17 protein-coding genes are annotated in these 15,469 nt (G+C 46.4%); 1 reads left to right on the forward strand and 16 read right to left on the reverse strand.

Annotated elements, in window-relative coordinates; genetic code table 11:
- Positions 1-103: 103 nt before the first annotated feature.
- The 16 genes from O3C43_17775 to O3C43_17850 all read right to left on the reverse strand — a co-directional run bounded on the left by O3C43_17775 (position 104) and on the right by O3C43_17850 (position 14,902).
- Positions 104-712 carry a hypothetical protein gene (locus O3C43_17775; GenBank protein ID MDA1068341.1) on the reverse strand — a complete coding sequence of 203 codons (609 nt, stop codon included), beginning with the start codon at positions 710-712 and terminating at the stop codon, positions 104-106.
- Positions 713-743: 31 nt separating this feature from the next.
- A complete protein-coding gene (locus O3C43_17780; protein ID MDA1068342.1) occupies positions 744-1,535 on the reverse strand; it encodes a hypothetical protein in 792 nt (263 codons plus the stop codon).
- A gap of 49 nt (positions 1,536-1,584) precedes the next feature.
- Entirely contained in the window at positions 1,585-1,842 is a 258-nt protein-coding gene (locus O3C43_17785) for a hypothetical protein (protein ID MDA1068343.1), read from the reverse strand.
- A complete protein-coding gene (locus tag O3C43_17790; GenBank protein ID MDA1068344.1) occupies positions 1,842-2,033 on the reverse strand; it encodes a hypothetical protein in 192 nt (63 codons plus the stop codon). The genes O3C43_17785 and O3C43_17790 overlap by 1 nt, the downstream gene beginning before the upstream one ends.
- 357 nt (positions 2,034-2,390) lie before the next feature.
- Positions 2,391-3,149, reverse strand: a complete 759-nt coding sequence (locus O3C43_17795) for a hypothetical protein (GenBank protein ID MDA1068345.1) — start codon at positions 3,147-3,149, stop codon at positions 2,391-2,393.
- Between the two features lie 43 nt (positions 3,150-3,192).
- On the reverse strand, positions 3,193-3,999 hold the full coding sequence (locus O3C43_17800) for a hypothetical protein (protein MDA1068346.1): 807 nt from the start codon (positions 3,997-3,999) through the stop codon (positions 3,193-3,195).
- Positions 4,000-4,099: 100 nt separating this feature from the next.
- Positions 4,100-4,840, reverse strand: a complete 741-nt coding sequence (locus O3C43_17805; GenBank protein ID MDA1068347.1) for a hypothetical protein — start codon at positions 4,838-4,840, stop codon at positions 4,100-4,102.
- A gap of 82 nt (positions 4,841-4,922) precedes the next feature.
- A complete protein-coding gene (locus tag O3C43_17810; protein ID MDA1068348.1) occupies positions 4,923-5,672 on the reverse strand; it encodes a DUF6090 family protein in 750 nt (249 codons plus the stop codon).
- 125 nt (positions 5,673-5,797) lie between these two features.
- The gene (locus O3C43_17815) at positions 5,798-6,313 is read right to left on the reverse strand and encodes a hypothetical protein (GenBank protein MDA1068349.1); all 516 of its coding nucleotides are present in this window, start codon (positions 6,311-6,313) and stop codon (positions 5,798-5,800) included.
- Entirely contained in the window at positions 6,310-6,540 is a 231-nt protein-coding gene (locus O3C43_17820; protein MDA1068350.1) for a hypothetical protein, read from the reverse strand. Before O3C43_17820 ends, O3C43_17815 begins: the two co-directional genes overlap by 4 nt.
- 601 nt (positions 6,541-7,141) lie before the next feature.
- Positions 7,142-8,140, reverse strand: coding sequence for a DDE-type integrase/transposase/recombinase (locus O3C43_17825; protein ID MDA1068351.1), 999 nt, complete (start codon positions 8,138-8,140; stop codon positions 7,142-7,144).
- Positions 8,141-8,169: 29 nt separating this feature from the next.
- The gene (locus O3C43_17830; protein ID MDA1068352.1) at positions 8,170-8,535 is read right to left on the reverse strand and encodes a hypothetical protein; all 366 of its coding nucleotides are present in this window, start codon (positions 8,533-8,535) and stop codon (positions 8,170-8,172) included.
- A 153-nt stretch (positions 8,536-8,688) separates the two neighbouring features.
- Entirely contained in the window at positions 8,689-9,441 is a 753-nt protein-coding gene (locus O3C43_17835; protein ID MDA1068353.1) for a DUF6090 family protein, read from the reverse strand.
- 302 nt (positions 9,442-9,743) lie between these two features.
- On the reverse strand, positions 9,744-12,518 hold the full coding sequence (locus tag O3C43_17840) for a DUF1080 domain-containing protein (GenBank protein ID MDA1068354.1): 2,775 nt from the start codon (positions 12,516-12,518) through the stop codon (positions 9,744-9,746).
- Positions 12,519-12,836: 318 nt separating this feature from the next.
- Positions 12,837-13,805: a hypothetical protein gene (locus O3C43_17845; GenBank protein ID MDA1068355.1), complete on the reverse strand. Its 969-nt coding sequence runs from the start codon at positions 13,803-13,805 to the stop codon at positions 12,837-12,839.
- Positions 13,806-13,813: 8 nt separating this feature from the next.
- Complete coding sequence (locus tag O3C43_17850; GenBank protein ID MDA1068356.1) at positions 13,814-14,902, reverse strand: hypothetical protein; 1,089 nt, start codon at positions 14,900-14,902, stop codon at positions 13,814-13,816.
- A 76-nt stretch (positions 14,903-14,978) separates the two neighbouring features.
- Here O3C43_17850 and O3C43_17855 point away from each other — a divergent pair, with 76 nt between their 5' ends.
- Entirely contained in the window at positions 14,979-15,371 is a 393-nt protein-coding gene (locus tag O3C43_17855) for a hypothetical protein (protein MDA1068357.1), read from the forward strand.
- Positions 15,372-15,469: the final 98 nt, after the last annotated feature.

The raw sequence follows: 15,469 nt of genomic DNA on the forward strand, positions 1-15,469 counted from the left end.
AGGCTACTTTAGCCACTGAACCCCAACAGGTTCCATCTTTTTATTCAATTTTATCTCACGAATTCAGGTGAATGTTGAGGTAAAACTCACTGTGCCATTCTGCTTAGTAAGGAAGATACGGTTCTGGTCGAATGGAAGGGTATTCAGAGGCTATAAGCGCATCCAAGTCATCTAAGTCTATTTCGATTCTTCCATAGGCATCGGTAATCCTTTTGGTCATATAAATAAGGTCGGTCAGGATATTGGCGAATTCCCGGTTGCGTAGTAACTCCTCATAGGAAGTTGTGAATGGAGAGGGATGATAGCTTGTTTCGAGAATCGATGAATTATAAACCGAGCGGATAGCTGTACGATCTGTCGTGCGATTTAAAAAAGGCCTCAGTTGAACGTCTACGAAGTCAAATTGTTGGACTTCGAATTCGAAGAGAATCTCTTGTTGAGTTTTCAAGTTAAAGAGGCTCTTTCTCAATTCACGCGACGAAATAAGGTCGAATTCACCCGAGCTATTGAGCGTGTCGTACATCGAGCTCGACCTGCGGGACATCCAGTTCCATGTCAGCTTATGCACTTCCAGAGCTATTTTGTCTTCTTCCGGTCTATCTTCGGGATGACTGATCCACAAAAGCAAGTCTTCCGCAGCGGTTAAAACTTCGCCCATTCGCTTGCTCCCGCCGTTATGAAGAAACCGGTAAAACTGAAGCTCATTCGCCATGTCCTGGAGAATTCGGAGTTCCTCTTTTGCGCTAGTTTTCGAGTTCTGCCTGTAAGGCTTCCAGGAGTTGGTTAGCCTCTCTCTCTTGGATGATGACATTCCGGAGACCATTAGAGAAAATCGCTTTCATTTCTGGCAATATCTGGACCAATTCTGTTTTCCGTTGTAGGCGGTAGGCTGATTCGACGACGGATTCACCATCGTAAGTCTCGGCCCTGATCACTTCCATATGTATTTTATTTACTCGGGGATAATGATCAAGCAGCCAGTTGGCTTGTTCGTTTGTCAAAACACCACGTTGCAGATGACTGTATTGAATGGAAAGATTATCCTCCACCACCTCGCCTATTCGCACACGTTGATTCACATGGTAGTAGCTGAAAATTGCCTTTTTTAACGCGTCTTCCATCAACCTCATATTGCCCGTGGAGAGCAGGTCCTGATAGGTATCTGTGTACAAGTTCGATCGAAGCACTGTCTTCCTCCGATTAACGGCAGCCATAAACTCGACCGGACGGTGCCTAACGATCTCGGGGTCTTTGGCTACCTGCATCAGAAGCTCCAAGAAACTAACCCCTATTTCATTTAGGTTTGTTAGGATTTCGAAGCTCCCGAGGTCGCTTTGAATATTTTCAATCAGACGAGCGATGTAGCTGTCCTTGAGTTTCTCATCAGCCCGGGCCTGGTTCCATTCTCCAATCTGTAGGGCAATGAGGATACCGATTACAATCAGAGCAATCTCCCCGATGGCATAAGCAACATACGTCCTGACCTTTCCAGGGAGAAAGAACGAGCGGCGAAGTTTACGAAAGATAAATAGCATGGGGTGAAAGTTGTAAGTTTGAACGCAGAAGGCTGAATTCTGAGCCGGATTAATTGGTTACCTTGGTCAATTCGATAATCTTTATTTCCCGAACAGGATCATCGACAATATATTCAAGAATGTAACTACGAATACGAATCTTGCTCACGATGCGACCTTTTCGGTCTTCGTAGGTTGTATCTGGCTGAAGATAGGGATTGGTAGGTAAAACCGACAGAAACCGAACAATTTGCTTTCGATTTTCTCCTCGAACCTTTCGCAAGGTTTCCAGAGCATCCAAATGAAGCAAAAGCTCAAATGGTTCCATCAATCGTCGTCAAATTCGCCTTTGACTTCGTCCCACCTGGCAAACTTTTCCGACTCGTCTATTTTTCGGGTAATTTTATCCAAGTAATTTGGATCCGCAGTTTGCTCAAGATGCACTAGATAAGCAACAAGTTCCCTTCGTTCCTGTTCCGAAAGGTCTTTAGCATTTTCTTTGATTTCCGCAAATCCCATGTTGATAAAGTTATGTTCTTACCGGACTGAGATCAAGTTACAATTTCCACTCAATTTTTTAATCCTATTTATCAGGTTGCCCAGGCAGAATGAAGGAGCGTCTGATCTTGCGGAAGATGAAGAGCATTTATTAAAGGAAAGGAGTTAACCACGAATGGACACTAATGCACACGAATCGAATAAGAATCCAAGATCCTCGGTATGACATTGATGTAATCGACCAAATCGATTTTGACGAGGAAAGCAACCATGACAGTATTCAATTAATAACTCATTCGTGTACATTGTCAGGCCTTCTCATTTCATTCGTGAAGTGTTCATTGGCAGGGTGTTACTTCGTTCGGTAGTGGTTACGTATTATTTCTTGTTTAGTTCTGCCTGTAGGAGGTTGAGAACTTTCTGGGTTTCGCTGGATACGTCCGTTTCAATTGTTATCAGATCTTTCCTTCCTTTCATATAGGCTCTAATCCAATTGATGTAATAATTGTCATCATACAGTGCCTCAAAATCTACGGGTTCTAATCCCTTTGAATCTCCCGCATAAATGAACAGCGGCACGATATGATCGACCACGGGAACGTATTCCTTATTGACCTGGTCATAATCTAAAAGATTCCTCGGATAAGTAGACTCGAAGAGCCCAATGACTTCGTCTTTCAAACGGTCGTTACGAACAATGCTGAATCCGGCATTCTTAAATTGCTCATATCCGGTTTGAGAAATAAACCGTTCATCTTTTGAAACTCGTGCCTTGTGAAAATGGACGTTCAGGGTTTCGGTATAGGGCAGCTTTTCATCAAGCGTTTTCAGGACAATCTCACTCGATTTATTATAATCATGAAGAGCTTCGATATTAGCCTCAAACGTTTGGATATTGATTTCCAGATTCTTTGCCAGGCTTCTTAATATATCCAGTTCTTTCGCCCGGTCCTTTCTGCCTGCGTTCCGCTCGCCAATTTGCAGTGCGATTAGGATACCCACCACGATAAGAACGATCTCTCCGATGGCATAAGCTACATACGTCCTTACTTTTCCAGGCAGGACGTGTCCCGCGGAGCCTTCTTTTTGGCGAAGAGGAAAAAAGGAGCGGCGGAGTTTTCTGAAGATAAAGAGCATGGGGTCAGTTTGCTAAAGGCAGATGAAACTGGTTCGGGAAGGTTTACGGAAGATAATCAACTCTTTCAAATGTGTGGGGTTCAAGAGACGGGTTTCCTTCGATCACCAATGTATCAATCTGGTTTAAGGAATCATAAAGTCTTCTATTTGAATTTAGAAGAGATCTGGTATGTTTAATAAGTTCAGTCAGCAGATTTGAAAACTCTCTACTCTTTAGCAATGCTTCGCGATCGGTAGTGAAGGGACTATCGTAGAGTGCGGGGTCAACTTCCAATGCTTCTCCCGTAAGCGCCAATCGATTGATATACTTATTTAAAAATGGGCTCAACTGGTTATCCACAAAGGAGGCCTGAAGGAGTTCGTAATTCAGGAGATAACCAAAATTTGTTTTTAATCTCTTCAATTGTTTCTGGAGATCTTTCGAGGAAATAAGTCTCAATTGTCCTCCTTGTGCCAGCACGTCATAAATACTGGTGGTTTGTCCTGCACCGCTCAACCAGCGAATGGATAGGACGTCCGAAATATCCTGATCCAATTGAGCCGTGTCTGCGGTAATGGACGGATTTTTCATAGCCATCATCAATCGCTCGCTCGCAGCTTTGATTTCTTCCCCGCGTTGAATACCGGTTTCTACATAAAAAATATATTGGCTCACTTCGTCGCTAATAGCAGCGAGCAACTGTTGCTCCTCCGCCCGATCCTTCCTCACCTGATTCCTGTCGCTGATTTCGACTGCGATTAGAATACCGATTACTATTAGAGCAATCTCGCCGAGGGCATAGGCTACATACGTTCTCACCTTCCCGGGTTGAAAGAAGGAGCGGCGGAGTTTACGGAAGATGAAGAGCATTATTTGAAGGCTAAAGGAGGAAGGCTAAAGGCTGAATATTTTTATGAATGAATGATTTTGAAAATTATCAGTGTTCATCAGTAATCGGTGGTTGTGTTGATTACTGGTTTAGTTCGGTTTGGATCATGGTCTGAATTTCGCTGGCGGCCTTCACTTTCTTTTTAAACATCGAACTAATAAATACGCTCCGATTCCTTTCATGGAGCAAATGACTACGGAGATCGGCATTCAGAACGGTCTGTACCAACATGGCATACTGTTCATCGCTGAGGTCTTCTCTAACCCCCGTGTCGGTATTAGTTCGGTCCATGAGAGGAATAAGTTTATAGATAAGGCTTGGATATTTGCCGGTACGCTTTTCGACACGCTGTTCTTGCTGATCCAAATCATCGTAATAATCGATAATCGATTTACGGAGTTCCACCTTCTGAATAAGGCCAAGCCTACCACTGCCCAAAAACTCTACGTAGCTAGAATTAATCTGCTTCCTGATAGTATGGGCACCGGCGCCTGCAACATCTTCAAGAAAAGCTATGTTATCCTCTATCGGTTCTCCATCAAAGGCTGCAATCACCCGGTCAATCCTCTCAATCCACATCGGATCCCCTTGGAGCCCGTTCGACATGGTTGTTATATTGATTCCGAGTTCATCGTAGATTCTTCCAAGGATTTCCCGTTCCTCGTTTCGATCCCTACGGTCCTGATTCCAATCACCAATCTGCACAGCGATTAGGATACCGACGACGATCAGCAGGATCTCGCCAATAGCATAAGCAACATAGGTTCTGACCTTTCCGGGGAGAAAGAAGGAGCGGCGGAGTTTTCGGAAGATGAAAAGCATTTATTGGGCGATAGAAATTTGAAGATCGTAGATGGTTCCGAGGAACGACCATACTGGGATTGAAAATAACCGGACCATAGCCTTACCGACTCGCTAGCTCGGTGTCGATGAGATCGAGGATGGATTGTTGAAGGTCAGACAGTCGAGTAATGAAGTCAGAATTGTAATAATTAGAATCCAACTTGAGATAGACGGCGGATTCCAGTTCAGGCATTGCAAGGAGTGCTTGTTGATCATAAGAAAAATGACTTGGCCCAGGGTCAGGACCCCAATGAGGATCGTGGTTCTTCCAATGCCAGATCCCAGAAAAGCGCTCTTCACTTCTGATTGAAATTTCTCTCAGTCTTTGGTGGTGTGATTCAGCTTTATCAAGGAGTGCTTCCCAGGTGTTCAAGTTGCGACTCAGTTTCTCATTCTTGATGAGTACCATCTTTCCTGATGAGGTCAGAGAGTCCATTTCACTGGTCTGGGGATTGTAAAATGGAATCCGAGCCAAGCTAATCATGCCACTCACCATTACTTCTTCTGGCACAACGTCCGGTTGTGGACTGATAACCGCTAATAGATTTATTAGACCTTCAGAAATTTGCTTGTTGTATTCCCCCTGATCCTTCAACAACTCCCGATTCTCTTCAAAATCAGCTTTCAACCGAATCAGAATAGCCGTCTCTTCGGCGTAGTCTTTTCGGGCTTGGTTCCACTCGCCAATCTGCACAGCAATTAGGATACCTACTACGATCAAAAAGATCTCGCCAATCGCGTAGGCAACATACGTCCTCACTTTTCCGGGGAGGAAGAAGGAGCGGCGGAGTTTACGGAAAATGAAGAGCATTATTTAAAGGCTAAAGGAGAAAGGCTGAATCTTTTTATGGTACAGTTCAGGAATGGATGATTTTGAAAATTATCAGTGTTCATCAGTGATATCAGTGGTTGTTATTTTTTATAGAAAACATGGGCTTACTTGGCTAGTTCGGCTTCGATTTCTGCGGTTAATTGAATTCCCCTTTCTTGGCGCGATATCCAACTGGAATGAAGATCCTTTGCCCGGTTTTCTTCTCTGGTGATGTGGAGATGTAAATCCGAATCCAGAATCGACTGAGCCAGGGAAGCATATCGGCTCTCAGACAATTCCAAATCAATATCAACAGTAGCTCCCCCCGTCGATGATGGAATCAGGCCAAAGGAAACATCAGAATATTCACCTACTTTCTCACGCAAGCGATCTTCGGTGGCAGCGAACCCACTATAGTATATTATAATACTTTCCCTCAGAGCCGTATTGTGCACGAGTCCCAGTTTACCCGAGCTTTGCAACTCTTCAAACGTGACTCTTTGATGAGGCGGTTGACCCCAAGGAAATGCAGTCCCCTGTGCAATATCTAATAGAAATGCTTTATTGTCCTCGATAGGTTGACCATTCAACGCAAGGGCCACCCGCTTCAGCGCCTCTTGTTTCTTTTCTGTACCAGTCAAACGCCTTGAAAAATATCCAAAGGCGTTTGTACTTCTATCAATAATCTGGCCAGGATTTCCTGTTCCTCAATCTGGTCCAACCTACGGTCGTTCCAGTTGTTCAACTGCAAGGCCAGGAAAATACCGATCATGATCAAGAGAATCTCGCCTAGGGCGTAGGCAAGGTACCGTGACACCTTCCCTTGTTGAAGAAGGTTCTGGCGTATTTTTCTGAAGAAGCGGAGCATGGGAATGAACTTAGAGCAAAGAGTCTGGAGCAAGGAGATTTGAAAAAAAAGAGAATAGCGTAGTTATTCTTTTATGCACTCAAACAGAGATATTCTTTAATAGCATGAGAGGAGCTTGCTCCCGATTCGTCCATCCGAGACTTTCAAATTCGGGAGCAAGCTCCACTCCTACACAAAAGAATCTGTAAGCATGGTCGATAGATGTGTCAATGGTGTCACCACCCTTGCTACTAAAACAACAGCATGCTTCCAGAAAATCTTCGTGTCCTTCGTGGTGATTTATAATGTTTATTCTAGTGATTCAAGGGCGGCGAGGATGTGTTCAGTGGTTTGTTTTGACTCAATGAGTGACTCGAACTTTAACAAGTGGAAATTTAACATGGCTTCGTACATGGCGTACACCTCTTTTGGGGCTATCAATTCCCGGTATTTCTGATCTGTGAGAGCATAGGATGAGCCTAGAGCTGAGAGGAAAGAGCTAAGGGTTGAAAAGGGAGCATTAGCCAGGAGATTGGAGATGGAAGCTTGGAGATCGCCGCGTTTTTCAATTAATGTCCTAAAATCGAGACCAATTACACTACAAACAAGAGGCTGATTCTATCTATATTTTTGTTAACGGATTGATTATTATTTGTTGGTTTATTCGGCGGCGCCTTACTCGCTGAATCTGTTTATTGTGGTTTCTTCGTTCGACGATAGTTTTCCTCAAGCCGAGATGAGCCTGTTGAGGAGTCACATAATCAATGGCCGAGTGGTAATGCTCGTGATTATACCAGTCAATGTATTTGCACATATATTCTTTGGCCTGTTGGTCATCGACAAAGAAACCGGGATACTGCGGTGCTCTTTTCACGGTGCTGAAAAACGATTCCGCAAAGGGATTATCGTTGGGGGTTCGCGGGCGGGCAAACATCTGTGGCATCTGATGGTCTTCACACAAGCGTTTGATGGACTTGGCTTTCATCTGACGTCCCCGGTCGCTGAGGATTTCCGGCCGCTGTGATTCGGGCAAATCGAGGATGTTTTCATCACCCAGGGCTCCCTCGATGAGCAAGCCGCCTTCCGCGGCGGTGTGTTGCCAACTGATACGCCATTGAAGGGCTTTGCGGGAAAACTCATCCAGGAGTAGATAAAAATACAGGAAAACACCTCTGACCAGTGTCGGCAGATAACTCACGTCCCAACACCAGCGCTGATTCGGGCCGGTGATCTCCTTTCTGAACGGAGCCACGGAACGGCCGTTATGATGCCTTCCAGGCGCTCGCATTTGCATCATATCGAACCTTTTGAGGATGCGGTAAACCGATGAGAAACAAACATGGAAAAGCCCCTGCTCCCAAGCCGTCACCGCTAAAATGCGATGAGAAAGATCGGCATAGGCTTCCTGACCGGCCATATGCTTTACCTGCTCAATCTCATCCCATAAGAGCCGGTGTAAAGCTTCTGTGGGCCCGGGCTTGTGGTCGGTCAAAACCAAACCCGAGCGAGCTATTGCTTTCCAACGCATGACTCTTCGATACGAAATAAGCAGTACCGAACAGGCTTGTTGAATCGTTACTCCCTGGTCCTGGCTGGTGTCTATCAAGGTTAAAATCTGCACTTTGATTAGCTCTGAGAGGTGCTTGCCTTTTATCGTTCCCACGAACCCCCATTCGTTTTTTTTCGCAGAATGGCCAATTCCACGGAAAGATCGGCCAAAGCACGTTCCTTCTGTTCCAATTCCTCCTTGAGGTTTTGGTAAGCCTCCAAACGGATGCTTTCCTGTTTGCGCCCGGGTTTTATTTGCAGCCTTTGCAAAGCGCCTTCTTTGACCTGGTTGCGGATTCGCACCAGATCGCTGGAATAGAGGCCCTCCCGTCGTAGTATCTCGCCCACAGGCTTGTTGACATCCTGCGCTTCCAGAAAAATCTGGTATTTCTTTTCCGCAGTGAGAAAACGCCGAGCCTTGCGCGGGTTTTTAGATTCCGATTCGTTGGATGATTGATTACTTTTCATGATGCTCTTTCTTTAACCCCCTCGCTGGTTGATGGTCCAGGCTCCAGTCGCCCTACGGGCTCCTTCCACCAGGACCATCAACCAGCCTCTTCGTAGTGTAATCAATTCTTCTTTTTAGGACGCTAATTCAGAAACAAAGGGGAGATAGTAAGCTCATTCTAGGGCATCGAGGGCGGTGAGAATTTGTTCCGTGGTGTTTTTCATTTCATTAAGTGCCGCGAGCTTAAGGGCGTGAAAAACCAGCATGTTTTCGAAAATGGCATAGACTTCCTTTTGAGCTATAAAATTTCGGTATTCCTGAGTGGAAAGGTTGAAAGCCTCAGGAGGGTTAGGAAGTCTAAATTCCCCCATAATTTCCCAACTACCCAACTGCTTCCGAAGTTCTGTGCCTCCTCCAAGATTTGCCTCCTGAAAGGAAAAGTTTGTAGTTACCTGAAAGGTATCGTCACTCTGCTTAAATTGAATAAACAATTTATTTAACTCAGGACTCCCGATAAGTCCAATTGACCCCGTCGTAATTGCCGCCTCATACGCTGGCAAGGTTGGGCGAAAGCGGAAACCGCCGTAGGCTTCTCCTGCCAACGTTTTCAATTCGTTCAATGAGAGGTCACTATTATCTCCACCCGCGATTCCCAGAAAAAGTTTTGTTTTTTCAAGGCTATTGACCCCTACAGGGATGATTTCCTCCAGGCGCATGAGGTTGGTTTGAAAATCCGCCTTCAAATTCTCAATCAACTCCTGGCGGTCATGGTCCAGCTTTCTTCCCTCATTCCAGTTCTGAATCTGTAAAGCCACCAGGATACCGGCTACGATGAGCAGAAACTCCCCCAAGGCATAGCGAATATAGCGGGATGTCTTTCCCTCATTAATCAGAGTTTTACGAATGCGGCTGAAGGCGCGGAGCATGGGATGAGCTTAAAGCAAAGAGGAGAGAGCTAAGAGTTGAAATAGGAGAATTAGCTGGAAGATTCGAGATGGAAGTTTGGAGAATAGTAATAAAATGGCCGCAAACGAGTCTAGACCATCTCATGCGCTGTTTTACGAAAGATAGTGTCAGGGAATCTAGATGATAGAACCTGAAACTGAGTCCAAATAAACTAGAAGGCCAATTCTCGTGATTCAAGCAGGAAGTTAATGCAGGGCGAGAGGCGTGGGGCAAAGGAAATTGCGATGAAGGAAAACCGAGCCTCCCCCACTGCTGCAATGTCTTAACGTTTCGGCAATGGGCGGATGCGGATATTTCGCCAGCCCATTTCGTAGGTCCGGCCATCATTCATTCCGTGTATTTGCAGGGCAACGAATCCGTGTGGATGAGTTTTGTAGGCGCCTTCGTGGGTTACATCATCGATGAGCGTGCCATTGACCCAGGTTCGAAGTCGTGGACCTTCAGCGACGATGCGCAGCTTGTTCCAGGATTTATCAACGTAATGGTGATGGCCTTTGGGGTAAATATCACCAGATAGAAAACGTGTGTTCATCGCTTCTCCGTAAATAAAACCCGTGGTCGGGTTTTTCATTCCTTGAAACTGACGGATCTCCAACTGGGGTCCCCAGACGCGACCTACTAAATTACTATAACCCGTGCCGGTTGGTTCTGATTTAACGCGCGAACGAAATTGGATCCCCTGATTCGTCGTGTCGTCGACGATGACTTCCACCTCGAGTTCAAAATTATCGAACTGCTGTTTTGTGCAGAGAAATGAATTCTGACTCCAAGGATAAGTGCGCCCAACAATAGTCCCATCTTCTACAGAATAGTCATGGGAGCCATTCATATGAACCCAACCATCCAGAGTTTTGCCATCAAAGAGTTCTATCCACTCTGCATCATCGCTATCGGTGCTAACCAAATCCAGAGACTCAAAATTGTCGGGTAGCGCAAACGCCACAATCGAATCTCCTGACTTCGTCCCGTTCTTACCTCCACCACCGGCGATGATAACGACGTATTGTTTTCCGTCTATTTGATAAACGGTAGGCGTTGCATAGCCACCTGCCGGGAGTCGGGACTCCCATAAAACTTCTCCGCGATTTTTGTCGAAAGCCCGGATCTTTTCATCTGCCGTGCCGGCAACAAACACCACTCCTCCAGCTGTAGCAACAGCACCGCCATAGTTCGGTGTCCCCGTGTTGCGGATACCCTGTTTCACAAGATGCGGATACTCACCCAACGGAACCTGCCACAAGATCGACCCATTCAAGAGATCGATTGCATTCATCGTTCCCCAGGGAGGTGCTGTGAGCGGGGTTTTATCCTTGTCCGTGAAATTGTGATACCCTGCCGCGAGGTAAAGCGTCTCAACAGAATCTTCTGCAAGATCGACCAGATCTTCGTCGAGACTCATTACATAGGCAACCAGGTCTTCTATGTCGCTATCCGGGAAATATCCGAATGCAGGCATGGGTCCCCGACCATCGTGAATCACTGCTTGCAATTCCGACGCAGGCTTACCCAAATTCTTAAGAGGAGGAATAACAGGAGGCACACCGTCCCGACTGAAGCCGTGACAAGACGTGCAGTTCTTCTGGTAAATAAGGCGTCCGTTTTCAGCGGGAGACAGACTCACACCTGCCTTCGGCTGTAACACTTCCTTCAATTGATTAATACCAGCCAACGCATGTGAATTCACAAACAGCGTATTGGTAACAGGATCAAACGAGGCGCCCTGCCATTCAGTGCCACCCAAAGTCCCTGGCATGTTCAGAGTGCCCTGCTCACTCGGTGGGGTATAAAGGGGTCCGGCTTTTAATTTGTGAAACTTCTCCAGAGCCAGCGTATGCATTTCAGGAGTCAACTTGTTGAGGTTGGCCTCTGTAACCTGCAAGGGATTGAGAGGTGGCGGAAGCAGCGGTATCGGTTGAGTCGGGTGGGCTTGCTCGCCGGGAATATCCGAAGGCGGTACCGGCATTTCAACGACAGGAAAAACCGGCTCACCCGTATCACGGTCCAGGACAAAGGTTAGACCCATCTTGGTTAGTTGCACGACGACATCTTTCTTCTCACCCTTATCGGTGACCGTCGCCAATACGGGCGCGGAGGGATTGTCATAGTCCCAAAGATCGTGATGCACGGTTTGGTAGTGCCATTGCCGCTCACCGGTTTCGGCATCGAGAGCGAGCACACAATTGCCAAAGAGATTTATGCCTATACGATTTCCACCGTAAAAATCGAAGGAGGGAGATCCTGTCGCACAGAATACCCAACCTCTTTCTTCATCGAGTGAAAAGCCTCCCCAAGGATTCGCGCCGCCATAGGCCACGCCCTCTTTCCATTCCCAGGTATCGTATCCAAATTCTCCTTTCTCGGGTAAGGTGTGAAAAATCCACTTAAACTCTCCGGTCACGGTGTCAAACGCACGAATATCGCCTGGGGTCGATTCATAGCCTTCCGGAACGCGAGAGCCTACGATAAGATTATTCTTATAAACAATCCCAGGACTGGTCACCTCGATGGATGCCTTAATGTAGTCGACACGTAGATGCTTTCGAAGGTCGATGAATCCGCCTTCACCAAACGAGTTTATGGGAAGGCCTGTTTCAGCATCGAGTGCATAGACCCGGTTTTTCACAAAATGGAAAATACGTTTGTCGTTTCCCGACTCCCAGTAAACCACCCCGCGCGTACGTCCCTTGAGATCACGATTCTCTTCGTTGTATTTGGCAGACTTGAACACCCAGACCTCTTCTCCGGTGGCCGCATCCAGTGCAACCGCGTTTAGGCTGAAGGTGGAGAAATAGAGCAGCCCATCCACCATGATAGAGTTGACTTGAATGGATGACCGATCCGTTGCGTCTCCGGTGTGGTACTCCCAGGCCTTTTCGATGTGATGCACGTTGGCCGCGTGTATCTGCGCCAGATTGGAATACTGGTTAGCCTTACTATCACCCCGATAGACTCTCCATTCCGAATCTTCAAGCGCATGACTTAAGCTTCCAATAGCCAGGACGAATGAGACCAGAAGAAAAGGGATAGGATATTTCATAACTTTAAGAGATCGGAGATACGGAAGACTTTACCCTAATGTTTCAAACGCCTTCGATAGAGCAGGTTTTATCAAATTTAAAATCAATGTGTTATGGATATTAGTATTAATATTTCAATCCTCACAACAAGTTACGTTACAAAATTGCCCTATCGAAGGCTAAAATCAACATGCACGAAGAACTGCGTTCCAGTCCGCAATCCGCTTGGTTACGTAGGATACTACGCTCTCGCGCTTGCTTGCAAACTGCGCCTTGCTCTTCATCACATCTAGATTTTTTGAAACTATGAGGTTTACTATAAGCTCTACCAAGGGATCTCATTTGATCAACTCGAAATCCTTTTTCTCCTTCGAAGTCATGATCAAAAGTCCCCAGAATTTTCTCTTAGGTTCGTTTATTCCTTCACTCCATTTACCAGCCCACCAGGTTTCGTGATGTAGAAGTCCATCCGGAGATTTTTCCACACCGTCCACATCGCCTATTGAAAGATTGAAGCCGATCGGTGTGTCTGGATTGTTATCGGACCAGTAAACACCGTCGCCAATCTCGATGCCTCCATTCAAGCGGATGCGAACTTCAACAGTGTAGCGATTCTCTTCATCGTGCCGAACGGTTTGCGTTTCAATGATATCTTCCAGGATCCATCGTTTATTGTTTTCAAAATTCTCTATCGTTGTATTCGGTCCGTGAGGCAACATCCCCGGAACTCCCACTCCACCCTCAAGCGATTTGGTCAGATTGTAAATGATCTGAATACCGCGACCATCGCCGGTGACGTCAAAGACTGGGAGCTGCAAATCCATCAAGCGGGTATAGAGAAGAATTTCGATCATATCGCCGAACCAGGGGCGACCTCGTTCTCGTTCTCCGATTCTATGGGCATTAGGATCCTGTGCAGGTAGCCAGCGTTCGGTTTCGATCCCATAGAAGAGGTTGTCCCGGATGTCGAAAGCCAGATACAGATACTCGCCATCGTGCTTCACCCATATATCAAAATCGAGATCCTCCGGTGATTCGATTTCCTGAGGCATCGCCTCGATCCAGGTTTCATCCCAAACGAGATGGGAGGCGTCCCGGTATTCTTCCGCGTCAACCCGACCGTCAAAATCCGGCGTCACACCTTTCCAGCAAACCATGCTTTTCGACAATACCGCATTGGCTTTGGACGCAGCCTCTTTAACATGCGAAGATTCTAAAAGATCTTGGGGATTACTCCTGGGAGAAGAGCAACTCCAGAAGGATATACTAACTACTAAAACCAAAATGAGTGCGTTAATATACTTCATACCTTACCTCAAGGTTCACTACGTTCCAGGGCCAGCCACGTTTGTTTTTTGATTTCCATCCGCTCCAAGTAACTAGCTGGTGGTTCTGGATACTCCCCACCGCCTATCGTACTGGAATAGCCCTCAAGGTCGGAAGGACGTACACCCTGATTCCAGGCCCAGGATGCATACTCTGTCGGTTTAAACGGGCCAACAAATTCAATGTTGAGCTTGGACTTTATTCGATCCTCTTCACGCAAAGCCCAGAAACAAGCATTTACCAATAATCGTCTCAAGCCATCATCCAGCAGATCAACGGAAGCGCCGTGAGTACAGGCAAGCACCCGACCTTTTTCTCCGACATCGCGAAAACGTGTCCAAACTGCCGGTACTGAGTAAAGAGCAGGATGCGGATCCGAATCGACCGCCATCCCTTTCAATGGTTGAGCCATAACCAAAGGCCAACTACCTTCACGGGGAGACACAAGATAACTGCCGGTTTGAGTATGCATTTCACCGACACCTGTAAGCACCGGATGGCGCTTTTGATGTTTTACCGGAGTAAGACGTGTGCTTTGCAAATGATTGTCACCATTGTGAGCAACCCAGGTTTCGCCTAGCACCTGCCGTCCAAAGCCATTCAAATATTCTTTTCCTTCGTAAGCATAGTCGTATTTTCTCCAGGGTCCGTCAGGAATTCTAAAAGCATGCGTGGAGGTCCGCAAAGCAATGATCGGTTTTCCCGATTGAACATATCGATCGAAATGCTCCATTTCCACATCCGGCAAATTCAGAAAACGCATAAACATGAACAACAGATCCGCATCCTGGAGAATTTCGAGGCCTTTCAGGTTTGGACCCTGAGGTTCTATGGTTCCATCGTCGGCCAAGGTGAACAGGACCGTGCATTTAAACCCATGATGTTTCGCCAAAATCTTGGCCAACGTAGGCAGCGACTCTTCTGATCGGTATTCCCGCTCGCCCGCTATGAAGACAATGTGTTTACCGGTGTTGCTTGCTCCATAAGTCACTCGGAAATCTTCGGAAACGAGGCTCAAAGCCGAAGACACTGAAAGAAGGAATAATAGAAGAAAGTACAGAATTCGAGGAAATGACATCTCGCCACTTAAAACAGTCTTTGAGTAATCTACAACTACACTATTTCACGTATCGGGAAAAATTACTCGAAGCATTATGAGACTTTCAAAAACCATTACCCTATGTCTTCTCGCCACGCTGCTATGTTTATGGGCGAACTTATCGGCTAAATCGGATCGGTATTTCACCAAGCAATTCGAATCTCCCGAAATCAGGACCATTGAAAACCTATTCTACGGACAGAAGCTGAATCAAGGCGGTGAACTCAGTGACCTGCTTGTGGACCTATTTTTGCCACCGGACGTTTCGGAAGGTGGTAAGTATCGGGATATCTTAAATGGAAACCGCACACGTTTCGAGGGATGGAATGACGACACCGACATGTTCATTTCCAACCATCTTTCTCATTTCCTTTCAAAGACTAAGCGAACATCCTCGGTAATCTATTCGGCAGCAAGCTACCTCCTACAACTCGTATCGCTCATTTAAATGTAGGAGGTAGCTTGCTGCCGATCTCCACGATTTCAATTTTTCACTTCAGTCACCGACCACGACGCAAGCATCGGGGGAATAACACGTTAAAACAG

It is taken from the genome of Verrucomicrobiota bacterium (assembly GCA_027622555.1).
Taxonomy (GTDB): domain Bacteria; phylum Verrucomicrobiota; class Verrucomicrobiia; order Opitutales; family UBA2995; genus UBA2995.